The 22,656-nt window shown below is 71.1% G+C and carries 17 protein-coding genes and 1 pseudogene; 4 read left to right on the top strand and 14 right to left on the bottom strand.

Features of this window, described 5'->3' with window-relative positions:
* Positions 1-66: 66 nt before the first annotated feature.
* The 5 genes from ACFYYH_RS08545 to ACFYYH_RS08525 all read right to left on the bottom strand — a co-directional run bounded on the left by ACFYYH_RS08545 (position 67) and on the right by ACFYYH_RS08525 (position 6,322).
* A complete protein-coding gene (locus tag ACFYYH_RS08545; RefSeq protein WP_388547660.1) occupies positions 67-1,572 on the bottom strand; it encodes a methyltransferase in 1,506 nt (501 codons plus the stop codon).
* 240 nt (positions 1,573-1,812) lie between these two features.
* Positions 1,813-2,400, bottom strand: coding sequence for a small secreted protein (locus ACFYYH_RS08540; protein WP_388547658.1), 588 nt, complete (start codon positions 2,398-2,400; stop codon positions 1,813-1,815).
* Between the two features lie 218 nt (positions 2,401-2,618).
* Entirely contained in the window at positions 2,619-5,030 is a 2,412-nt protein-coding gene (locus ACFYYH_RS08535; protein ID WP_388547656.1) for a sodium-translocating pyrophosphatase, read from the bottom strand.
* A gap of 379 nt (positions 5,031-5,409) precedes the next feature.
* A complete protein-coding gene (locus ACFYYH_RS08530; RefSeq protein WP_388547653.1) occupies positions 5,410-5,868 on the bottom strand; it encodes an ATP-binding protein in 459 nt (152 codons plus the stop codon).
* A 100-nt stretch (positions 5,869-5,968) separates the two neighbouring features.
* A complete protein-coding gene (locus ACFYYH_RS08525) occupies positions 5,969-6,322 on the bottom strand; it encodes an STAS domain-containing protein (protein ID WP_003967428.1) in 354 nt (117 codons plus the stop codon).
* Between the two features lie 79 nt (positions 6,323-6,401).
* On the opposite strand from ACFYYH_RS08525, the gene ACFYYH_RS08520 reads away from it, so the two are divergent.
* Entirely contained in the window at positions 6,402-9,038 is a 2,637-nt protein-coding gene (locus ACFYYH_RS08520) for a DEAD/DEAH box helicase (protein ID WP_388547650.1), read from the top strand.
* Between the two features lie 59 nt (positions 9,039-9,097).
* On the opposite strand, the gene ACFYYH_RS08515 is transcribed toward ACFYYH_RS08520, so the two are convergent.
* From ACFYYH_RS08515 to ssd, 7 genes are all read right to left on the bottom strand, one after another.
* Positions 9,098-9,475 (bottom strand): Rv3654c family TadE-like protein, encoded by a 378-nt coding sequence (locus ACFYYH_RS08515; protein ID WP_388547648.1) that lies wholly within the window; start codon positions 9,473-9,475, stop codon positions 9,098-9,100.
* Positions 9,460-9,876 (bottom strand): TadE family type IV pilus minor pilin, encoded by a 417-nt coding sequence (locus ACFYYH_RS08510; RefSeq protein WP_388547646.1) that lies wholly within the window; start codon positions 9,874-9,876, stop codon positions 9,460-9,462. The genes ACFYYH_RS08515 and ACFYYH_RS08510 overlap by 16 nt, the downstream gene beginning before the upstream one ends.
* On the bottom strand, positions 9,863-10,000 hold the full coding sequence (locus ACFYYH_RS08505) for a DUF4244 domain-containing protein (protein ID WP_237540801.1): 138 nt from the start codon (positions 9,998-10,000) through the stop codon (positions 9,863-9,865). Before ACFYYH_RS08505 ends, ACFYYH_RS08510 begins: the two co-directional genes overlap by 14 nt.
* Positions 10,001-10,227: 227 nt before the next feature.
* Positions 10,228-10,998, bottom strand: a complete 771-nt coding sequence (locus tag ACFYYH_RS08500) for a type II secretion system F family protein (RefSeq protein WP_388547644.1) — start codon at positions 10,996-10,998, stop codon at positions 10,228-10,230.
* Positions 10,995-11,804 carry a type II secretion system F family protein gene (locus ACFYYH_RS08495; protein ID WP_388548105.1) on the bottom strand — a complete coding sequence of 270 codons (810 nt, stop codon included), beginning with the start codon at positions 11,802-11,804 and terminating at the stop codon, positions 10,995-10,997. Before ACFYYH_RS08495 ends, ACFYYH_RS08500 begins: the two co-directional genes overlap by 4 nt.
* Before the next feature lie 65 nt (positions 11,805-11,869).
* Complete coding sequence (locus ACFYYH_RS08490) at positions 11,870-13,033, bottom strand: TadA family conjugal transfer-associated ATPase (RefSeq protein WP_388547642.1); 1,164 nt, start codon at positions 13,031-13,033, stop codon at positions 11,870-11,872.
* On the bottom strand, positions 13,030-14,127 hold the full coding sequence (ssd, locus tag ACFYYH_RS08485; protein WP_388547640.1) for a septum site-determining protein Ssd: 1,098 nt from the start codon (positions 14,125-14,127) through the stop codon (positions 13,030-13,032). Before ssd ends, ACFYYH_RS08490 begins: the two co-directional genes overlap by 4 nt.
* 506 nt (positions 14,128-14,633) lie before the next feature.
* Here ssd and ACFYYH_RS08480 point away from each other — a divergent pair.
* Positions 14,634-15,470 carry an HAD family hydrolase gene (locus tag ACFYYH_RS08480; RefSeq protein ID WP_388547638.1) on the top strand — a complete coding sequence of 279 codons (837 nt, stop codon included), beginning with the start codon at positions 14,634-14,636 and terminating at the stop codon, positions 15,468-15,470.
* 385 nt (positions 15,471-15,855) lie between these two features.
* On the opposite strand, the gene ACFYYH_RS08475 is transcribed toward ACFYYH_RS08480, so the two are convergent.
* A complete protein-coding gene (locus ACFYYH_RS08475) occupies positions 15,856-16,734 on the bottom strand; it encodes an oxidoreductase (protein ID WP_388547635.1) in 879 nt (292 codons plus the stop codon).
* Positions 16,735-16,836: 102 nt separating this feature from the next.
* Between ACFYYH_RS08475 and ACFYYH_RS08470 the strand changes: the two genes are divergently transcribed.
* Positions 16,837-17,823: an ATP-binding protein gene (locus tag ACFYYH_RS08470; protein ID WP_388547633.1), complete on the top strand. Its 987-nt coding sequence runs from the start codon at positions 16,837-16,839 to the stop codon at positions 17,821-17,823.
* A 165-nt stretch (positions 17,824-17,988) separates the two neighbouring features.
* Here the strand turns inward: ACFYYH_RS08470 and ACFYYH_RS08465 are convergent, their stop codons facing one another.
* Positions 17,989-19,272, bottom strand: a complete 1,284-nt coding sequence (locus tag ACFYYH_RS08465; RefSeq protein WP_388547632.1) for a hypothetical protein — start codon at positions 19,270-19,272, stop codon at positions 17,989-17,991.
* A gap of 306 nt (positions 19,273-19,578) precedes the next feature.
* Between ACFYYH_RS08465 and ACFYYH_RS08460 the strand changes: the two are divergent.
* Positions 19,579-22,470, top strand: a pseudogene (locus ACFYYH_RS08460) (SulP family inorganic anion transporter).
* Positions 22,471-22,656: the final 186 nt, after the last annotated feature.

Raw genomic sequence — 22,656 nt, 5'->3', positions numbered from 1 at the left:
GTCGGCGGCCCCGCGGTCACCGGCCCGGACGCGGCGGCCCTGCGGACACCCCATCGGGCAGTCGTGTCAGAGCGATGTCGGTGCCGGGTCCAGGAACCCCTCCTCCACCAGCAGTCGGATCGCCTGGGGCGTGCGGTCGCGGAGCAGTACCGGGTCCTCCTGCATGAGCTGGGCGATCGCGTCGAGGATCCGCCCGGCGCTCAGCCTCCCGTCACAGACCCCCGCGAACCCGGCCGCCACCGCGTCGACCCTCGTGGCCCGCCGCATACCGCGGTGCTGTCGCAGCACCACATGCTCGGGGTCCTCGGCCCCCGGCAGCCCCACCTGCTCCTGGACGACCTCCGGGGACAGCAGGAAATGCCCGGCCAGCAGCCCCGCGTCGTCGTGCGAGCGCAGATAGTCCTGCCGCTCGAAGTGGGCCCGTACCGTCTCGCCGAGGGGCTGCTCGACCGGATGGGGCCACTCCTCCACGACGATCGACTGCCGCTCCCCGCCCGACTTCCTGAGCGTGATCCAGCCGAAGCCGACCGCCTTCGTCTTACGGGCCTCGAACTCGTCCAGCCACGCCTCGTACCGCGCGGCGTACTCCTCCGGGTCCTCCCGGTGGTCGCCGCTGTCGCGCAGCCACAGCTCCGCGTACTGCGTCACGTCCTGGACCTCGCGCTGCACGATCCAGGCGTCACAGCCGGGCGGCACCCAGGAACGCAGCCGCTGCTCCCACTCCTCCCCCTCCACGTGCTGCCAGTTCGCGAGGAAGTGCGCGAATCCGCCGTCGCGCAGCCGCTCGCCCGCCTGCCGCACAAGGGTGCGGCACAGATCGTCCCCGCCCATCCCGCCGTCCCGGTATGTCAGTCGGGCGCCGGGCGAGATGACGAACGGCGGGTTGGAGACGATCAGGTCGTACGTCTCGTCCCCGACCGGCTCGAAGAGCGAGCCCTCGCGCAGCTCCGCGTCCGGCGCGCCGGAGAGGGCCAGCGTCAGCCGGGTGAAGCCAAGCGCCCGCGGATTGAGATCGGTGGCGGTGACCCGTACGGCGTGCTGGGCGGCGTGCAGCGCCTGGATACCGGAGCCTGTGCCGAGGTCGAGCGCCTTCTCGACGGGGGTCCGTACGGTGATCCCCGCCAGGGTCGTCGAGGCCCCGCCCACACCGAGCACCACCGCCTCGTCATGACCGCTCGCGCCCGAGGCACCCCCGACGGCCATCCCCAGGTCGGACACGATGAACCAGTCCTGCCCCTCCGGTCCGCCGTACGGCCGGACGTCCACCGTCGCCCGGACCTCCCGCCCGTCCCGTACGACCCAGCCGTCGGCCAGGGCCTCGTCCAGCGGCAGCGTGGCCGCCGCACGCTCCTGCGGGACCGGCTTCTGGAGCAGGAAGAGCCGTACGAGCGTGGCGAGCGGGGTGTCGCCGCGGGTGGCGCGCAGCGCGGGCACGGTCTCGCTGCGGGCCAGCGCGGCGTACGCGGGCGCGCCGAGCAGGTCGAGCAGACCGTCGACGGTGAAGTCGGCGGCGAGGAGGGCCGCACGGAGTCGGGGCGAGTGGTCGGGCGCGGGAAGGCTGGTCGTACTCACCCGCCCATTGTGGCGGCTCCCACTGACAACGGCCCGCGGCCCGGTCCCTCCGTTCGGGGGACCGGGCCGCGTGGTCGTGTTCGAGAGCGTCCAAGAGCGGATGTCGTGGATCGCCGCGCGCACCGCGGAACGGCGGCAGCGACGCCGATACGGACGGTGGCGGGCGGGGTGGACGGTTCGAGAGGACCCAGGGCCTCTCGTTTGGATCTTGCTGGGCTCGCCAGATCCAAACGAAAGACCCTAGCCGCCGTTCGCCGGAGAGCCGGTCGCACCGGCACTGGTCGGCGGGGTCTTCTGGCACCCGGTCTGCTTCGCCATGGCCTTGCCGACCGCACCGGACTGGAGCCGCTGGAGCGCCTTGTCACCGCTCCTGCTGAGCTTGTCCAGCTCGTCCGCGATGCCCTTGAGGCCGTCGGCGAAGTCCGCCTGGTCCTTCGTGTTGAGCTCGTCGACCTTCTGCTGGAGGCTCGCGTACGCCGTGGAGGTGGCGTTGAGTTCCTTGACGGCCTCCTGCTGCGTCTTCTCGCCGTCGGCGACGGGCGGGGCGCCCGCGCTGTTCACGGCGGAACCCAGCGCCTTGTAGGCGCCGGAGATGGACTGGAAGGCCGCCGAGTCGGTCCTCTGGACGTCGATGGGCTTGGTGCTGTCCGAGGTCGCCTGCTGGATGGAGGTGTTGGCGGCCCCGATCTTCTTCAGCTCGGGCTGAACCTGGTCACAGACCTTCTTGGCCCAGTCGTTCACCTTGCCCTCGCTGTCGTCACCGCAACCGGACAGCGTCATGAGCAGTACCGCACCGCCGGACAGCGCGGCCACAAGCTTCTTGTTCACCGGATGGTCCCTTCCAAGGCTCTCGGCCCCGGAACATACACGCCAAGTGGGCGACAACCATGTCCAGGTCGTCCAGTCCGTGTGCTATTGCAGCCATTTGCACCAAGGGAGAGACACCTCACGCACGCCGTGAGTTCCCAAGAACGTGAGTTCCCGAGCCCGCCGACGGGCGGACGGCGCGTCCCGCGGCGCCGCCCGCCCGCCGTCCGCCGGAGAACTCAGGACGCCACGGCCGGGTCCGGTGACTTCTCCGTTCCGCCGCCCGAGCCGTCACCGCCGCTGCCGTCCCCACCGTCCACCGTCACCGAGCGCCGTTTGGAGACATACACGGCCCCGATGATGACGGCCAGCGCGAGCAGTGCCACCAGGGTGCGGATGCCCGCGCTGGCGTCGCTCCCGTAGCTGAACTGCACGACCGCGGGCGCGATGAGGAGCGCCACCAGGTTCATGACCTTCAGCAGCGGGTTGATGGCGGGTCCCGCCGTGTCCTTGAACGGGTCCCCGACCGTGTCCCCGATCACCGTCGCGGCATGGGCGTCGCTGCCCTTGCCGCCGTGGTGACCGTCCTCGACCAGTTTCTTGGCGTTGTCCCAGGCGCCGCCGGAGTTCGCCAGGAAGACGGCCATCAGGGTGCCGGTGCCGATCGCGCCAGCCAGGAACGAGCCGAGCGCACCGACCCCGAGCGAGAAGCCCACCGCGATCGGGGTGAGGACGGCGAGCAGGCCCGGCGTGGCCAGCTCGCGCAGCGCGTCCTTGGTGCAGATGTCGACCACGCGCCCGTACTCCGGCTTCTCCGTGTAGTCCATGATCCCGGGATGCTCGCGGAACTGCCGCCGCACCTCGTAGACCACCGAGCCGGCCGACCGCGACACCGCGTTGATCGCCAGTCCGGAGAAGAGGAAGACGACCGCGGCGCCCAGGATCAGCCCCACGAGGTTGTTGGGCTGGGAGATGTCCAGACTGAGCGTCAGCTCGCCCGCCTTGGCCCCCACATCCGCCACGGCCGTGGCGATGGCGTCGCGGTACGAGCCGAAGAGCGCCGCCGCGGCGAGTACGGCCGTGGCGATGGCGATGCCCTTCGTGATGGCTTTCGTGGTGTTGCCGACGGCATCGAGGTCGGTGAGCACCTGGGCGCCCGCGCCCTCGACGTCGCCGGACATCTCGGCGATGCCCTGCGCGTTGTCGGAGACCGGGCCGAACGTGTCCATGGCGACGATGACACCGACGGTGGTGAGCAGTCCGGTACCGGCCAGCGCCACCGCGAAGAGCGCGAGCATGATCGAGGTACCGCCGAGCAGGAACGCCCCGTACACCGCAAGCCCGATCAGCAGGGCGGTGTAGACGGCGGACTCCAGACCGATGGCGATGCCCGCGAGCACCACGGTGGCGGGGCCGGTCAGGGCGGACTTGCCGATGTCCTTGACCGGGCGCCTGGTGGTCTCGGTGAAATAGCCGGTGAGCTGCTGGATCAGGGCGGCGAGCACGATACCGATGGCGACCGCGACCAGGGCGAGCACCCGCGGATCCCCGGCGTGCGTGAGGATCGCCTGATCGTCCACACCGTTCAGTTCCGCGTACGAGGACGGCAGATAGACGAAGACCGCCACAGCCACCAGGACGAGCGAGATCACCGCGGAGATGAAGAAGCCGCGGTTGATGGCGCTCATTCCGCTGCGGTCGGAGCGGCGCGGGGCGACCGCGAAGATGCCGATCATCGCCGTGATCACCCCGATCGCCGGAACGATCAGCGGGAAGGCGAGCCCGAAGTCACCGAACGCCGCCTTGCCGAGAATGAGCGCCGCGACCAGGGTCACGGCGTACGACTCGAAGAGGTCGGCGGCCATGCCCGCGCAGTCCCCGACGTTGTCGCCCACGTTGTCGGCGATGGTCGCGGCGTTGCGCGGATCGTCCTCGGGGATGCCCTGCTCCACCTTGCCGACCAGGTCGGCTCCGACGTCGGCGGCCTTGGTGAAGATCCCGCCGCCGACACGCATGAACATGGCGATCAGCGCGGCGCCGAGTCCGAAGCCCTCCAGCACCTTGGGCGCGTCGGCGGCGTAGACGAGGACCACGCAGGAGGCACCGAGCAGGCCGAGGCCCACCGTGAACATGCCGACCACACCGCCCGTACGGAATGCGATCTTCATGGCCTTGTGGGAAACGGCCGTGAGATCTTTTTCCGGCTCGCCCTCCGCCGGGGTCGCCTCGCGCGCCGCCGCCGCGACCCGCACATTGCTGCGTACGGCGAGACGCATGCCGATGTAACCGGTGGCGGCCGAGAAAAGCGCACCCACCAGGAAGAACAGCGAACGTCCCGCGCGCTGCGACCAGTTGTCGGCCGGCAACAGCATCAGCAGGAAGAACACCACGACGGCGAAGACGCCGAGGGTACGCAGTTGCCGGGCCAGATAGGCATTCGCGCCTTCCTGTACGGCCGCCGCGATCTCTTTCATCGAATCCGTGCCCTCACCGGCCGCCAGAACCTGGCGCACCAGGAGCTGGGCGACGAACAGCGCCGCCAGCGCGACCACCGCGATGACGATCACGATGAGCCGGTTGTCGTCCGTGAGTATGGCCGCCGCGAGAGAAGTGGGGTTTTCGGACAGTTGTGGATGGAAGTGCCCCGCCATTCGTCCTCCTTGACGCTCAGCGTTCAAGATGGACGGATTGTAGGGAGCAGGACCTGATCAAAACAGAGCACGCCACATGCAATCGACCGTGACTTATCTATACGTAAATGATCGCGCTGAAAATAGGTAATGGGATAAACACATTGATAAAATGATCGACGATCTTTCGAGAAATAAGAAAGGCCCTGCTCAGCAGGGCCTTTCGAGGGGGTGACAGGGCACTTCGATCACAACATCCCGGCTGTCCGATCAGACACGACGACGATGGCCCGATCAGGCACCGGAACGGCTCGATCAGGCCCCAAGACAGGCCGGTCGAGCACGGAGACGCGTCGGTCAACCATCGGAACGGGGCGGATCAGCCACGGGGACGGAGCGATCAGGGCATCGCGACGGCCGGCGTCGTCGGCCAGGTCATCCGGATGACCCCGCCGTCGTCTCCCGAGCTGACTTCCACATCGTCGACGAGACCGCTGATGACCGCGAGCCCCATCTCGTCCTCGCCCTCGGCATCGCCGTCGTGGAGATCGCCCGAGGACGCTCCCTCGGGCGCGTCCGATCCGGCGCCACCGGCGCCGCCACCCGTCCCGGTGACGCCGTCACCGACCTCGATGGAGAAGTTCTTCTCCTCCTCGGTCAGCACGACCCTCACCGGGTCGGTGATGCCATGGCTGCGGTGCAGCCCGACCGCCCGGCTGCATGCTTCACCGACCGCGAGTCTGACCTCGTCCAACACTGCTTCGTCGACACCGGCCCGGCGCGCCACGGCGGCCGCCACCAGGCGGGCCGTCCTGACGTGTTCGGGCTGGGCGCTGAAGCGCAGTTCAACGGTGGCCATGCGATCCCCCTCGAACGTACGAGCGTGCGAACTCACGAGCGAGGGCATCCGGGCGTAACGCCCGGTGCCTCTGCCCTCTTCCGGAAGGCTCCGGCCGACCTCAGTCGGTGGCCGCCACGGCCTCGTCGACCGTGGTGTGGATGGGGAACACCTTGGTCAGACCGGTGATCCGGAAGATCTTGAGAATGCGCTCCTGGTTGCAGACCAGACGCAGCGAGCCCTCGTGGGCACGCACACGCTTCAGGCCACCCACCAGCACGCCGAGACCGGTCGAGTCCAGGAAGTCCACGCCCTCCATGTCGACAACCAGGTGGTAGCTGCCGTCGTTCACCAACTCGACCAACTGCTCGCGCAGCTTGGGCGCGGTATACACATCAATCTCGCCACCGACCTCGACGACCGTACGGTCGCCACCAGGGCCGGACACATTGCGAGTCGACAGGGACAGGTCCACGGATCCTCCAGCACCTTGCTATCGAGCGGTCGCCCCTCGGGTCTCCCCGACGGAGCCAGGGGACGTATCGCCAGCCGCGATGGCATTCAATCACTTACCAGCAGTCGCGCACGACGCCTTGAGCCCATTGTCCGTCACACCAGTGACACACTCGATGCCGATGGCCAGGAATTCCCGCCCCAGTGGGCCCCCCGCGACCGGGGGCCGGCGCCCCTCCCCCAGTACGGTCCTCGACCGGCTCGCCGCGGGAGCGGGCCGTGCTACGCGCATCACCCATACGGAGCACCTGCCCCCGAGGGCGGGACGTCATGCGGTCTGGCCGGATCGCATCAGACCAGAAGTGATCAACGCCATTCAGCAGGCCGGGATCGACCATCCGTGGGCGCATCAGGCCGCCGCCGCGGAGCATGCCCTGGACGGCGAATCGGTCGTCATCGCCACCGGTACCGCCTCGGGCAAGTCCCTCGCCTATCTCGCTCCCGTGCTGACCACGCTCCTCGACGGCTCGGAGGCCCCGAACGGCCGCGGCGCGACCGCGCTCTATCTCGCCCCGACCAAGGCGCTCGCCGCCGACCAGCGCCGTGCCGTCCGAGCGCTCGCGGAACCCCTCGGCACCCGTGTACGCCCCGCCGTCTACGACGGCGACACCCCCGTCGAAGAGCGGGAATGGGTCCGGCAGTACGCCAATTACGTCCTGACCAACCCGGACATGCTGCACCGGGGCATCCTCCCGTCCCACCCCCGCTGGTCCTCCTTCCTGCGCTCGCTGCGCTATGTCGTCATCGACGAATGCCACACCTATCGCGGCGTCTTCGGCTCGCACGTGGCCCAGGTGCTGCGCCGACTGCGCCGCGTATGCGCCCGTTACGGTGCGCATCCGGTCTTTCTGCTCGCGTCGGCCACCGCCGCCGAACCCGCCGTGGCCGCCGGCCGGCTCACCGGGCTGGCCGTCCACGAGGTCGCCGACGACGCCTCACCGCGCGGCGAGCTGGTCTTCGCCCTCTGGGAGCCCCCGCTCACCGATCTCCACGGTGAGAAAGGCGCTCCCGTCCGCCGTACCGCCACGGCGGAGACCGCCGACCTCCTCACGGATCTGACCGTCCAGGGCGTCCGTACGGTCGCCTTCGTACGCTCCCGTCGGGGCGCCGAGCTCATCGCCGTGATCGCCCAGGAGCGGCTGGCCGAGGTGGACCGCTCCCTGGCCCACCGGGTCGCCGCCTACCGGGGCGGCTACCTCCCCGAGGAGCGCCGCGCCCTGGAGAACGCCCTCCACTCCGGCGAGCTTCTCGGCCTCGCCGCCACCACCGCCCTGGAACTGGGCATCGATGTCTCGGGCCTGGACGCCGTCGTCATCGCCGGCTACCCCGGCACCCGCGCCTCCCTCTGGCAGCAGGCAGGCCGGGCGGGCCGCACGGGGGAAGGAGCGCTGGCCGTCCTCGTCGCCCGGGACGATCCGCTGGACACCTTCCTGGTCCACCACCCCGAGGCGCTGTTCCAGCAGCCCGTCGAATCCACCGTCCTCGACCCGGACAACCCGTATGTCCTCGCCCCCCATCTCTGCGCCGCCGCCGCCGAACTCCCGCTCACCGAGGACGATCTGACGCTCTTCGGCCCGGCCGTCCCCGAGCTGCTGCCGCAGCTCGAAAGCGCCGGACTGCTGCGCCGCCGTGCCTCCGGCTGGTACTGGACCCGCCGGGAGCGGGCCGCCGACCTCACCGACATCCGGGGCGAGGGCGGCAGTCCCGTCCAGATCGTCGAGGCCGGGACCGGCAGGCTGCTGGGCACCGTCGACGAGGCGGCCGCCCACACGGCGGTCCACGAGGGCGCCGTCCATCTCCACCAGGGCCGGACCTATCTGGTGAAGCGGCTCGATCTGGCGGACTCGGTCGCCCTGGTCGAGGAGGCCTCACCGCCGTACTCCACCACCGCCCGCGACACCACCGCCATCTCCGTGCTCGAAACCGACACCGAGATCCCCTGGGGCGACGGACGCCTCTGCTACGGATCGGTCGAGGTCACCAACCAGGTCGTCTCCTTTCTGCGCCGCAGGCTGATCACCGGCGAGGTGCTCGGCGAGAGCAAGCTCGATCTGCCGCCGCGGACACTCCGCACCCGGGCCGTGTGGTGGACGGTCACCGAGGACCAGCTCGACCGGGCCCGGGTCAATCCGGAGCAGCTCGGCGGCGCGCTGCACGCGGCCGAGCACGCCTCGATCGGGATGCTCCCGCTCTTCGCCACCTGCGACCGCTGGGACATCGGCGGAGTGTCCGTACCGCTCCACCCGGACACCCTGCTGCCGACCGTCTTCGTGTACGACGGCCACCCCGGAGGCGCCGGATTCGCGGAACGGGCCTTCAGGACGGCCCGGGAGTGGCTCTCGGCCACCCGTGAGGCCATCGCCTCCTGCGAGTGCGACGCCGGCTGTCCCTCCTGCGTCCAGTCCCCCAAGTGCGGCAACGGCAACGACCCCCTGCACAAGCGTGGCGCCGTACGACTCCTGACCGAGCTGCTCAGCTCCGCCCCGGATCCCACCGCCCCGGCGGCCCCCGAGACCCCCGAGGCCCCCGAGGCCCCCGAGGCCCCGGCGGCCCAGAGGACCGGGACCGCCCCAGTGGCTCCGGTGGCCCTGGGCACTCCGGCAGGCTCGAACGTTCCGGCGCCCCCCACAGCTCCGGGCACGCCGGTGGCCGCGCCGGTCGCGCCCTCCGTGGAGTAGTAGCCGTCGGCCCTCCGTGGAGCAGCCGTCCCGTGGAGTGGCCTGCGACGGCTGTCATCTCATGGCACGGCCCTTCCCGCCCCGGGCGGAAGTGTCGCGAGCCGCGGGCCGGCGCGGGCCCTGATCGTCGGGGTGTACGGTCCGAAGGCCGCCCGAGCCGTCACATCCGCGATGCCCCCGCTCAGCCCGCACCTCACCACCTCCGCCCCCTGTGCCGACGCCACGCCTGCCGCCCGGCGGCAGGCGTCCGCCTGTCCCAGCAGCGCGTGGTCCGCGGCGGCGAGGGCCGCCAGGTCCGCCGCCGCGGCCGCCCGGTGCCGGGCGAGGACCGCCTGCCCCATGGCGAGCACCACCGCGAACACCACGCACATCGCGGAGGCCGCCAGGGCCACCCACACCGTCGCCGCACCCCGGTCCCTGGTCACGGCGCCACCCATGACGGCCCCGGGCCTCCCAGGCCGTCTCCGGAGGCGTCCAGGGCGTCCTCGGCCGACGCGACCGCCTCCGCCGTGAGCGTCACGCCCAGCGTGCCCGCCCCGGGCGTCGGAGCCTCCACCCGCACCCGCCACAGATCGCCCGTACGCCCCAGCGTGACCCTCGCGCCCTCAGGGGCCGCCGAGCGCGCGGCGTCCAGCACCACGGCCCGTGGCTCGGACCTGGCGGCGGCCCGTGCGCCCGCCCGTGCCGCGTCCACGCACCGGATCTGCGCCGAGGCCGCTGTCAGCGCCCAGACGAGGGCCATGGTGAACACCACCAGCGCCGGCACCGCCACGGCCGCCTCCGCCGTCACCGAGCCCCGCTCGGAGCGCCCGGAACGCACGGCCTCAGATCTGCGCATGGAGCGCCTTCCCGATCACCGACTCCAGCGCGGCCGAGACGGACCCGCTCGTGACCACCTTGTAGAGCACGGCGGCGAGCGCGCAGGCCGCGATGGTCGCCACGGCGTACTCGGACGTGGCCATCCCCGTGTCGGCACGCAGACGCCGCCGTACCTGGCTCGCCCCTCCCCACCGGCTCAGACACCATCGGCCCACAGGGCCCCCGCGGCCCTTCCACAAGGTCCGTCCGATCCGGATCATCCGTGTCGTCCGACGCCTATGGCCCGTACGGCGCATGGTCATCCACATGTTTGCCTCCCCGTAGAAAACGCTGAACAGAAGTTCCGCTCGACACGGCCCCGCCGAAAGGCTCAACGGCCCTTCAGGAGTCCGCTCGCGAGGCCGATGAGCACCGGCACCACCCCGACCGCCAGAAAGGCGGGCAGGAAACACAGCCCCACCGGCGCGGTGATCAGCACCTGGGCCCGCTGGGCCCTGGCCAGGGCGGCGCGCGAGCGCTCCGCCCGGAGGCCCTCCGCCAGCCGGGACACCGGTTCGGCGGCCGGTGCTCCCGTGGCCGCCGCCCGCTCCAGGCACCGGGCCAGCCCCGCCGCTCCCGGTATCTCCCCGAGCCGCCCCCACGCCTCGGCCGGTTCGCCGCCGAGACGCAGCTCCGCCGCCGTCCGTGCCAGCCGGTCGCCCACGGGCCCGCCCAGCGACTCGCCGACCGCCTCGGCCGCCTCACGCGGCCCGGCTCCGGCGGCGAGGCAGGCGGCCAGCAGATCGGCCGCGAGTGGGAGCTGACGCGCCGCCTCGTCGGCCGGCCCGCCGTCTCCCGGCCTCCGGCTACGCAGCCATCTCCGCACCCCGTACGCGCCCACGAGCCCCACCAGCCAGCCGGCCGCCCCACCGACCAGGGCCCAGCCAATGACCACCGCGCAGAACGGCGGCCCCCAGAGCCGTACCCATACCACCGGATCAGGCCGCGATCGCCCCTGTCCGTCCTCGACCGCCAGCAGGGCCGCGAGCCGCCCGCGCACGCGCCGTTCCCGCCGCGCCGCCGCCACCGCGAGCACCGCGCACCCGAGGGCGGCGAGCGCCTGAGCCGTTACCCACAGCCTGTGGGCGAACTCCTGACTCATGACGCCTCCCCGGCCCGCACGATCCGGGTGGCCCACCACAGGCCCGCGCCCTCCAGGGCGCCGCCCACCGCCAGCAGTCCCCAGCCGGCCGGAGTGTGCAGCAGCACCTTCAGCGGGTCCGCGCCCAGAGCCGAGCCGAGCAGCAGACCCACCACCGGAAGCGCCGCGAGCAGCACGACCGTCGACCAGGCACCCGCCAGTTGGGCCCGTAACGCCTCCTGTCTCTCCCGGTCCGCCCGCAGCGCGCCCTCCAGCCGGTCCAGCCCCGCGGCGAGCCCCGCTCCACCGTCCACGGTCACCCGCCAGCACGCCGCGAGTCCCACAAGCCCGTCAGCGCCCGGCTCACGCGCCGCCAGACGCAGGGCGCCCGGTACGTCGCCGCCGAACCGCGCGGCGGCCAGCACGGCCGCCTCCGCGCCTCCCAGCCCGCCGGTGGCCCCTGCGGCCACCAGCAGCGCCGAAACGGGCTGGAGACCAGCTCTCAGCTCGCCCGCCGCCGTGCCGCACAGCGCGACGATCCCGTCGGCCCGCCGCTCCCGCGCCCTTTTCCGCTCCCCGGAGCGCAGCCTCCGCCTCATCAGCGGCACCGCCAGCGCGCCCCCGACCAGCGGCAGCGGCGACTCCCCCAGCACGGCGAGCGCGACCGCCGGTGGCACACAGAGCCATTCCCGGCCCAGCGTCCGTACCCGCCCTTGGACCAGCGCCGTCCAGCGCCGCCACGACGGGACCCCCGGCACGGGGCCGGGCCCACCCCCCTCCCCGAACAGCAGCACGGCCCGGCGGAGCCCGCGCGCGTGGCCGGCCATCAGCCAGGCCGCGGCCCCCGCGCACAGGGCCGACGCCCCCGCACAGACCACCGTCCACAGACCCGTCACAGCGCGCCCCCGATCCGCTCCAGCAGCCGTGGCCAGCCCCGTTCGTGAGCGAAAGCCTCGGCGCCCCAGCTCAGCGCCGGCACCGGAACCACCAGCCCCGCGGCATTCCGCTCCAGCACATGCACCTCGGCGATCCTCCGGCGCCCGTCGCGGTCCCTCACAAGATGGATCACGGCCGAGAGCGCGGCGGCCAACTGGCTGTGCAGCGCCGCCCGGTCGAGGCCCGCGGCCGTCCCCAGTGCCTCCAGCCGCGCGGGCACGTCCGCCGCCGTATTGGCGTGCACGGTGCCGCAGCCGCCTTCGTGTCCCGTGTTCAGAGCGGCCAGCAATTCGGTGACCTCATGCCCTCTGACCTCGCCCACGACCAGCCGGTCCGGCCGCATCCGCAGCGCCTGCCGGACGAGATCCCGCAGCTCCACCAGGCCCGCGCCCTCCTGGTTCGCCGGGCGGCCCTCCAGCCGCACCACATGCGGATGGTCGGGCCTCAACTCCGCCGAGTCCTCGGCCAGTACGATCCGTTCCCGCGCACCCACCAGGCCGAGCAGGGTGGAGAGGAGCGTGGTCTTTCCCGTGCCGGTGCCGCCGCTGATCAGGAACGACAGCCGTGCCTCGATCAGTGCCCGCAGCACGCGCTCACCGCCCGGCGGCACAGTCCCCGCCGCGGTCAGCTCCGCCAGCGAGAACGCCGTCGGCCGTACCACCCGCAGCGAGAGGCACGTGGAGCCGACCGCCACCGGCGGCAGTACCGCGTGCATGCGGGTCCCGTCGGGGAGCCGGGCGTCCACCCAGGGACGCGCGTCGTCCAGCCGCCGCCCGGCCACCGCGGCGAGCCGCTGTGCCAGCCTCCGTACGGAGGCGGCGTCGGCGAACGACACGGCGGTCAGCTCCAGCCCCCCGCCCCGGTCCACCCAGACACGGTCGGGTGCGGAGACCAGCACATCGGTGACCGCCGGATCGGCGAGAAGCGGCTCCAGTGGCCCCGTCCCCACCAGTTCGCACCGCAACTCCGCGGCGGCGCCCAGCACTTCCGTGTCACCCAGCAACCGCCCCTGCGCCCGCAACGCGGCGGCCACCCGGGCCGGTGTCGGATCCGCCCCGCTCTCCGCGAGCCGCTGCCGTACGGCGTCCAGCAGCCCGTCGGCGGCCGTCCCGCCGGTCATGACGTCACGCTCCCGTCCCCGGCCAGCGCCCGCTCCCAGAAGGCCGTGCAGAACGCGGCCAGCGGTCCTCGCGCCCGGGAGCCCGGCGGCGCCCCGCCGTCCTGGTCCTGCGCCAGACCCGGCTCCAGGGGCAGTTCGCCCGCGAGCGGGAGCCTGAGCGCGTCGGCGATCCACCGCTCGTCCAGCCCGGCCGCGTACGGACCGCGGACCACCGCCCGCAGATCCTGGAGCACCATGCTCACCGTCGAGGCCACCCGGCGGGCCGCCGCGACGGCCCGCAGTTCGGCGGGCACCACCAGCAGCCCCAGGTCGAGCTGGGCCAGCGCCTCCGCCACGGCCTCGTCGACCCGTCGCGGCAGATCCACCACCACGACACCGCCCCGCCTGCGGGCGGCGGCGAGCACCGAGCGCATGGCCTCCGGCTGGATCACCACCGCGTCCCCGCGGTCCCAGCTCAGCACCCGCAGCTCATGGAGGCGCGGCAGTGACTCCTCCAGCGCGCCGCCCGCGACCCGCCCCTTGGATGCCGCGAAATCCGGCCATCGTCTGCCCTCTTCCTGCTCTCCCCCGAGCAGCACATCGAGCCCTCCGCCGAGCGGATCGCCGTCGACGAGCATCGTGCGCCGACCGGTCCGCGCCGCGGTCACGGCCAGGGCGCAGGCGAGCGTCGACGCCCCGGCGCCGCCCCGCCCCCCGATCACGCCGACCGTGAGCGCCTGCCGTCCCACCCCCTCGGCGGCATCCGCGATCCGGTCGACGAGCCAGCTCTCCGCGTCGGGCAGCCGCAGCACACAGTCGGCGCCGATCTCCACCGCCCGCCGCCACACCCCAGGGTCGTCCTGGTCCCGTCCGACGAGCATCACGCCCCGTCTGCGGGTGGTGCCTCGGCAGCGGGCCGCCGCGTCGTCCCCCACGAGCACCATCGGGGCGTCGTCCCAGCATTCCTTCCGCTCCGGCACCGAGTGATGCACTTCGGGCTCGGCGCCCGCCGCCGCGCACAGCCGCAGCAGATCGTCGAGGAGCTCCACATCCTCCGTGACGATCAGCGGCCCCGTCCCGCGTCCCTCGGCCGTCTGTGAACGATCGGATGTCATGGATCCAGCCACGATCTCCGCCCCCTATATCTATCTCCGCCCCGACCCGGAACTGCGAACGCGATCTCGCGCCCATCCGGTATCGGCGATTCCGGCTTCCGTGAACTTCACAACGGGAATCACCGTGCGACAGAACCGGAAATCGTGTGGATCTTGCTCGAAAACTGTGGACAACTCACCAGTTGTGAATATCCAGCTCGCTCATACCGGTGACTTCCGGAGAGCAGCGCTTCGACTACACACCGTGACGCGTATACAGGGAGAGAGACCGCCACACAGAGCCGTCGAGGAGAGGAGGACAACGGGATGGAGAACCCAAAACGCGTCCGGACATGCGACGACCCCCGCCGGGGGGGAGAGCGGGGGTCGTCCCCACGGCCGACTCGGGGGGGGAGGAGCCGGACCGGGTTAGCACGGTCGCGAACGATCCGTGACTTCCATGGTGTACCCGAGAGCCTTCTCAGGCAAACCCACACGCGCGAGCTTACGCCGAATGGTGGGCGCATATGCTCGCCCTCGTGGAAAACCACTCCTCGCCGCGCACAGCAGCCTTCTTTGACCTGGACAAGACGGTCATTGCGAAGTCATCGACGCTGACCTTCAGCAAGTCCTTCTACCAAGGCGGTCTGATCAACCGCCGCGCCGTACTGCGCACCGCATACGCACAGTTCGTCTTCCTCGCGGGAGGCGCCGATCACGACCAGATGGAACGGATGCGGGAGTACCTCTCCGCACTCTGCAAGGGCTGGAACGTCCAGCAGGTCAAAGAGATCGTCGCCGAGACCTTGCACGATCTGATCGACCCGATCATCTACGACGAGGCCGCCTCCCTCATCGAGGACCACCACACCGCGGGCCGCGATGTGGTGATCGTCTCCACCTCCGGCGCGGAGGTCGTCGAGCCCATCGGCGAGCTGCTGGGAGCCGACCGGGTGGTGGCCACCCGCATGGTCGTCGGCGCCGACGGCTGCTTCACGGGCGAGGTGGAGTACTACGCCTACGGACCGACCAAGGCCGAGGCGGTCCAGGCGCTCGCCGAGTCCGAGGGGTACGACCTGTCCCGCTGTTACGCGTACAGCGACTCCATCACCGATGTGCCGATGCTCCAGTCGGTCGGCCACCCCTACGCGGTCAATCCGGACCGCGCCCTGCGACGCGAGGCGCTCGCGCGGGATTGGCCGATTCTCGTCTTCAACCGGCCCGTCCGGCTCAAGCAGCGGCTGCCCGCCTTCTCCATGCCGGCGCGCCCGGCACTGGTCGCGGCGGCAGCCGTGGGCGCGGCGGCGGCGACGGCCGGGCTGGTCTGGTACGCCAGCCGGCGCCGGCAGTCCACGCTCGCCTGAAAGCGGCGGCCGCCTCCGGGCGAGGAACAATCCGCCCGGCCGGGACAGCTTTGACACATGACCGATTCACCCCTGTTTGAAACTAAAAGTAAAGAAGCACGGTCAGGGGTTTCGCATTCTCATGGGCAGGAGTAGAAAGGACTCAACGGCCCGCGAGACCAAGGACATCCGAGAGGATCACCAGTTAACGCATAAGGCCCCACGGACCGAAGCATGAAAACCGAGTACCCACGCGACGTCGACCCGTCGATTACGGGCCAGCCGCACCAGGTGACGGGCAAAGTACCCGGCCTGATGGGCAATACAAACGAGGACGCCTGGTAACTCGGTGGACATGCCAGCGGCGGCGCCGACACGGTGCCGCCGCAACCCTGTTCGGACGGGTTCAGGCCGCGCCGCGCTGAAGCGCCTCGCAGACGGCCGTCGATTCCCTGACACCCAGCTCGACCGCGCGTCCGCAGTGGGTGATCCATACCGCCATGCCGTGCGGGGTGCCCGAGAGGTAGCCCTCGAAGGCCGCCGCGTAGGCCGCGCGCCCCAGCTCCGCGTGCCCGACCTCGGCCGGGCAGACCGACTTGGGGTCCAGACCGCTCCCGATCAGCACCACCCGCTCGGCCGCGCGCGCCACCAGGCCGTTGTACGAGCCGAAGGGGCGCAGAGCGAGAAGCTCGCCGTGCACCACCGCGGCCGTCACCAGTGCCGGCGCGGCACTCGCCGCGACGATCAGCGCCGACAGTCCGTCCAGCCGTCCCGCCACCTCGTCCGCGCCGGGCAGTGGAGCCTCGGCCAGCGGCCCGGCCATGTCGCCCCCGGGCGCCTCCACCACCGGCTCGCCCGCCAGCCGGGGCCGGCCCACCGTACGGTCCGGGATACCCGCGCCCCCCGCGGCCACCAGGTGGAGCCTGGCCAGTACCCGCAGCGGCGACTGCACCCAGATGGAGAGAAGCTGGCCGGCCTCCGCGTTCAGCCGCAGGGCCGCGCCAACCGTACGGGCCTCGGCCCCAGCGCTGAAGTCGCTGCGCCGGCGCACCTCTTCGAGCGCCCAGTCGGCGCCGGAGAGCGCCGCGGAACCGCGCGCCGCGCGCAGGGCCGCTTCCGAGGTGACCTCGTTGCTGCGGCGCCGCATCACACGGTGGCTGTAGACACGGTCGACCGCCGCGCGTACCGAATCCACCGCCTCGGGTACCCCCGGCAGGGCGGCCAGCGCGGCGAGGGGATCCTCCGGCCGCGGCGCGAAGAAGCCGTCTGAGGCTGTCGTACTCATAAGTAGGGAGGCTACGCGCCTGCGGCGCGCGCCCCACCTTGGAGTGGTCTTCCTCACGCGAAACCATCACCATGTGCGAGACTGCGACTACCCTACGTGAACATGAAGATCGCTTTCGTGGGCAAGGGCGGCAGCGGCAAGACGACGCTGTCCTCGCTCTTCATCCGCCATCTGACCGCAAACGAAGCCCCCGTCATCGCCGTGGACGCCGACATCAACCAGCATCTCGGGGTCGCGCTCGGTCTCGACGAGTCCGAGGCCGCCGCGCTCCCCGCGATGGGAGCACACCTTCCGCTGATCAAGGACTATCTGCGCGGCAACAATCCCCGGATCGCCTCCGCCGACGCGATGATCAAGACCACACCACCCGGCGAGGGATCGCGACTGCTCCGGGTGATGGAGAACAACCCGGTGTACGAGGCGTGCGCCCGGCCCGTCGCGCTCGACGGCGGCGAGATCCGGCTGATGGCCACCGGCCCGTTCGCCGAGTCCGATCTCGGGGTGGCCTGCTACCACTCCAAGGTCGGCGCGGTGGAGCTGTGCCTCAACCATCTCGTCGACGGGCCCGAGGAGTACGTGGTCGTCGACATGACGGCCGGTTCCGACTCCTTCGCCTCCGGAATGTTCACCCGTTTCGACATGACGTTCCTGGTGGCCGAGCCGACACGCAGGGGTGTGTCCGTCTACCGCCAGTACAAGCAGTACGCGCGGGACTTCGGCGTCCCGCTGGCGGTCGTCGGCAACAAGGTCCAGGGCGACGACGACCTCGATTTCCTGCGCACGGAGGTGGGCGACGACCTGCTGATCGCGGTGGGCCACTCGAACTGGGTCCGTGCCATGGAGAAGGGCAGGCCGCGCCCGTTCGATCTGCTGGAGGCGGACAACCGCTGCGCGCTCCAGACGCTCCAGGACGCGGCGGAGGACTCGTACGAGGACCGCGACTGGGAGCGGTACACACAGCAGATGGTCCACTTCCATCTCAAGAACGCGCAGAGCTGGGGCAACGCGAAGACGGGGGTCGACCTGGCCGCCCAGGTCGACCCCGCCTTCGTCCTCAGCGAGACCCTGGCCGTACCCCAGCCGTCGTAGAACGCGCCCACCGCCGCGTGACGGGGCACCTCGTCAGCGGCACGTCATCCGGAAGGACGGCCCCGACCCCGGCCCCGCGCGGCCGGGGCCGGGGGCGGGGCGGGGCGGGGCGGGGCTGGCGCCGGAACCGCGACCGGAACCCATACCCGGGCCGATGCGCAGCCGTCAGTGCTTCCCGGAGTGGGCGGAGGGATGGGACGACGGGCTCGCGGAGGACTTGGGGCCCGCGGCCGCCGTGGGCAGGAACCGCTCCCATCCGCCCTTGGGCGCCTGGCCCACACGCAGACCGCGCAGCTTGGCCAGGTGGGCCGGGTCCTGCACGTCCAGCCAGTCGGCGAGCTGCCGGAAGGACACACACCGCACGTCCTTCTGCACACAGACTTTCTTGATCGTTTCCTCGATGGCGCGCATGTATGTGCCGCCGTTCCAGGACTCGAAGTGGTTACCGATGATCAGGGGGGCGCGGTTGCCCTTGTAGGCGCGGTCGAAGGCCTGGAGCAGGCCGTCACGCATCTGGTTGCCCCAGTACGTGTGCTGCGACGGGTCGCCGTTGACCGTCCCCGACTGGTTGTACATGAAGTTGTAGTCCATGGAGAGGGTCTCGAAGTCCCGCCCCGGGACGGGGACGAGTTGCAGGGGGATGTCCCACATGCCCTCGGTCTTCCTGGGCCAGACCTGGTTGCTGATCCCGCTGGAGTCATAGCGGAAGCCCATGCCCCGGGCCGCCTTCATCATGTTCTTCTGCCCCTCCAGGCAGGGCGTGCGGCCGCCGACCATCTCCTTGTCGTAGTCGAACGGCAGGGGGGCCTCCTTCTTCAGCCCCGCGTTGGTCTTCCAGTTCTTCACAAAGGACTTGGCCTGGTTGATCTCGCTCTTCCACTCGTCGACCGACCAGGTGCCCACACCGCCGTCGTCGCCGCAGAAGTGGCCGTTGAAGTGGGTGCCGATCTCATTGCCGTCCTGCCAGGCCGCGCGCAGCTCCCGCAGGGTGGCCTTGATGCCCTTGACGTCGTTGAAACCGATGTCCGAGCTGCCCGGTGAGTGCTGGGGCGGCCGGTACTGCTCCGCCTTCTCCTCGGGAAGCAGATAGACGCCGCTCAGGAAGTACGTCATGGTCATTTTGTACTTCTTGCTCAGCCCTCGGAAGTGGGAGAAGAGCTTCTGGCTGTCCTCGCCGGCGCCGTCCCACGAGAACACCACGAACTGCGGGGGCTTCTCCCCCGGCTTGAGCCGCTCGGGCTTGGCCAGATTCGGCTGGGCGCCGGTGAAAGCGGTCGAGCCGTCACCGAGAAGTTTGATCACGGCCTTGGGGGGTCCGGCGGCCTCCTTGGCCCCCGGAGCGCCCTTGCGGGCGCCCTCGCCGCCCTCCGGTCCGGAGCATCCGGCAACGCCGACGGCGAGCGCCGTGACGGCGGCGCCGAAGGCGGTCCTCTTTGTGGCGGCCAGCATCCGCCCACCCTCTTCCTTCAGGTTTCAGTACCGAAGTGCCGAGCGGCGTCTGCCGGCACGGCGCCGAGCGCGGACACCGTCACATCCAGGCCTAAGAAATGAAGAAACGACAAGCCGTAAAAAATCACTAATCACCATGACAGGTGAATGCTTGGGCCATTTGCCCGGAAAGTCCTGCCACAATCTTTACTCTCCATTACGATTCGTTTACCGAGAGTTGAGCTGTGCATCCCTCGCCGCTGCACGCCGTGTCCCTCGGCCACGCACCACGGCCGCGTCCGCGCCGCCCCGGAGGAGACGGGAACTATGTCCACCAGCGTCATCCCGCAGACCGACCAGACCCCTCGGAAGAGCCGCACAGGATCCGCGTCGCGCTTCCCACGCCTCTCACGGTTCCGGAGGCCGCACGACCCGCCTCCGGACCACCGAGGCTTCCGCATCGCCGGAGCAGACTTCTCCGCTTCGATCTCCGTCTTCCTGATCGCGCTGCCGCTCTCCCTGGGCATCGCGCTCGCGACCGGCGCTCCGCTCCAGGCGGGCCTCGTCGCCGCGGCCGTCGGCGGTCTGGTCGTCGGCCGGCTGGGAGGCGCTCCGCTCCAGGTCAGCGGACCCGCAGCCGGGCTGACCGTCGTCACGGCCGATCTGATCCAGCGGTACGGCTGGCGCACCACCTGCGCCATCACCATCTGCGCCGGGCTCGCCCAACTCGTCCTCGCGGGGCTGCGGGTGGCCCGGTCGGCACTCGCCGTCAGCCCGGCGATCGTGCATGGCATGCTCGCGGGCATCGGTGTGACGATCGCACTGGCCCAGCTCCATATCGTGCTGGGCGGCTCTCCCCAGAGTTCCGCCGTCGCCAATGTGCTGGGGCTGCCGTCCCAGTTGGCCAATCTGCATCCGGGCGCGCTCTCCGTGAGCCTCCTGACCATCGCGGTGCTGCTCGTCTGGCCACGGATTCCGGGGCGGGTGGGCCGGGCCGTGCGGAAGCTGCCGGCCGCGCTCGCGGCGGTGGCCGTCGCGACCACCGCCGCCGCGCTCGTCGGCATCAGCCTGGAGCGCGTCGACCTGCCCTCCTGGAGCAGCCATGCCCTGCCCGAACTCCCCGAGGGGCCGGTGCTGGGACTGTTCGCCGCCGTCCTCACGGTCACCCTGGTCGGGAGTGTCGAGTCACTGCTCTCCGCGGTCGCCGTGGACAAGCTGGTGGCCGCCCGCAAGGAGCCGGCCGTCCATATCCCACGGGCCCGTCTCGACCGGGAACTGGCCGGGCAGGGCGCGGGGAACGTCGTCTCCGGCGCGCTCGGCGGACTGCCCATCACGGGAGTCGCCGTACGCAGTGCCGCCAATGTGGCGGCCGGCAGCGTCAGCAGGAATTCGGCCATGCTGCACGGCCTGTGGATCGCGGTCGCGGCCCTGCTGCTGGTCCCCGTGCTCGATCTGATCCCGCTGGCGGCCCTGGCCGCGCTGGTGATGTTCGTCGGGATCCAGATGGTCAATCTCACGCATATGCGCAGCGTGAGACGGAATCGCGAGCTGCTGGTGTACGTGATCACGCTGACCGCCGTCGTGCTCACCGGCGTGCTGGAAGGTGTGGCCATCGGGATCGCGGTGGCGGTGGCCGTCTCGCTGCACCGGCTGACCAGGACGAGGATCACCACGGAGGTGCGCAGTGGTGTCCACCGGGTGCACGCGCGGGGTGAGTTGACGTTCCTCGCCGTGCCACGGCTCAGCCGGATGCTGCATCAGGTACCGCAGGGCGCGGACTGTGTCGTCGAACTGGACGGGTCCTTCATGGACCACGCGGCCCACGAGACCCTGCAGGACTGGCGGGTCGCGCACATCGCCCGGGGCGGCAGGGCCGAGTTCACCGGCCGGGCGGGCGCGCGGATCGCGGAGCCCGCGCGTGAGTTCCATGCCTGCTGCCGTCCCTGGACCCCCTGGCGCAATCACCACTGCGACCGGCACCCCGCCGGGGAGCACGCCGCCTCGCAGCAGGCCTCCATGGGGCACGCCTCCTTGGATCAGGCCTCCGCGGAGGCTTCCACGGAGCACGCCGTCGCGGGGCGGGCCGCTATGGAGCAGAGCTTCTTGGCACACCCCGCCCCGGCACATGCAGGACATGCGGGATACAAGGACAGCGGCCGGTCCGGAGCCGGGGAGTCCGGCGCGGAAGCCATGGAGAAGGAGCAGTCGGCCGTCGGCCGGTCCGGCGGCGGGCACGCGCAGTCCGGCGACGCGCGGTCCCACGGTGCGGGGCCCGGCGGTACGAGGTCCGGCGGATCCCTCTCCGACAGCTCCCTGCCCGGCGGGCCCCTCCCCGACGGGTCCTCGCCCGGCGGGTCCCTGTCCGGCGGGTCCCTGTCCGGCGGGGTGCCCTCCGACGGGTCTCCGTCCGGCGGTGGTCATCCCGGGTCCACCTGTTCCGACGCCGAGCGGCAGTCGGACGAGGCGCGTACGGAACTCGGACGGGGAGATCCCGGCGGGAGCGGACGTACATCCAGCATCCGCCAACTGACCAGCGGGCTCAGCTCCTTCCAGCGCAACACGGCTCCGCTGGTGCGCGAAGAGCTGGCGCGACTGGCACGCGAAGGCCAGCGGCCCTCGCAGCTCTTCCTCACCTGCGCCGACTCCCGGCTGGTCACCAGCATGATCACATCGAGCGGGCCCGGCGATCTCTTCACCGTACGGAATGTGGGCAATCTCGTACCGCTGCCGGGGACGGACGGCGGGGACGAGTCGGTGGCCGCCGCGATCGAGTACGCGGTCGATGTGCTGCGGGTGGAGTCCATCACCGTCTGCGGGCATTCGGGGTGCGGGGCGATGCAGGCCCTGCTGAGCGCGCCCGAGGGCATGGACGACGAGCCCACGACCCCCCTGCGGCGCTGGCTGCGCCATGGGGTGCCCAGCCTGGAGCGGATGAGGAGCCGGGACCAGTCCTGGGCCAGGATCTCCGGGCGGCTGCCCGCGGACACGGTCGAGCAGCTCTGTCTGACCAATGTCGTCCAGCAGTTGGAGCATCTGCGGGCCCATGCGTCGGTGGCCCGCAGACTGGCCGACGGCACCCTGGAGCTGCACGGAATGTACTTCCATGTCGGCGAGGCCCAGGCCTATCTGCTGGCGGACGGCATCAGGAGCGGCGGCAGGGCCGGCGAAGAGGTGTTCAACCCGGTGGCACCGACCACGCTGGAGGAGTCGCGCGCCTGAACCGTGCCCCCGCCCCATCCGTGAGAGTGTGTGGCCCCCCTTTCCCACCTGCCCCGGGGAGAGGGGCCACTCACCGCCGTGCGGAGGATCACATCGGGGCTGGCGCCGCATAGGTCTAAACCAATTTCCGGAACACCCTTGTCACCCGGGCATCCGCCTGATGAGCTAGGCCCGGGACACATAGGA

The organism is Streptomyces sp. NPDC002018, from assembly GCF_042890865.1.
GTDB lineage: Bacteria > Actinomycetota > Actinomycetes > Streptomycetales > Streptomycetaceae > Streptomyces.
This window is presented reverse-complemented; position numbering and strand designations above follow the sequence as displayed.